Source organism: Photorhabdus caribbeanensis (assembly GCF_018448885.1).
Lineage (GTDB): Bacteria > Pseudomonadota > Gammaproteobacteria > Enterobacterales > Enterobacteriaceae > Photorhabdus > Photorhabdus caribbeanensis.
Genome location: NZ_RCWB01000146.1, coordinates 1 through 512, shown reverse-complemented (window position 1 = coordinate 512; position 512 = coordinate 1). Strand labels below are relative to the sequence as shown.

The following is a 512-nucleotide window of genomic DNA, read 5'->3' as shown; positions in this document are numbered from 1 at the left end:
AGCGTGGAAAACCGCAATCACACCACGACAAAAACCGAACAAAAACAGAGCGGCTTAACCGTGGCGCTGAGTGGCGCCGCAGGCGGGGCCGTCAACAGCGCGGTGCAAACAGCCAGAACCGCCCGCACTGAAAGTGACCCACGAGTGAAAGCCCTGCAAAACACTCAAGCCGCCCTCAGCGGAGTGCAAGCGGCGCAGGCTGGCCGACTGGCGGAAGCTCAGGGCAGTGACGACAAAGGCAATAATAATCTGGCCGGGGTGAGCCTGTCTTACGGTCGCCAATCCTCCCGTTCAGAACAGCAGCACCGCCAAACCACTCAACAGGGCAGCCGTCTCACGGCCGGGGATAACCTCACCATAACCGCCAAAGGGGATGGCAAAGGTACATCAGGCCAGAATGGCGATATCCGCATTCAGGGCAGCCAGTTACAGGCGGGCAAAGACCTGCAACTCAATGCTCACCGGGATATTCAACTCTCCTCCAGCCAGAACACCGAACAGACGACCGGCAA

1 protein-coding gene is annotated in these 512 nt (G+C 59.2%); it reads left to right on the top strand.

The features are described from left to right. A partial coding sequence (locus EAE90_RS24940; RefSeq protein WP_214055468.1) for a hemagglutinin repeat-containing protein occupies positions 1-512 on the top strand: 512 nt, incomplete at both ends.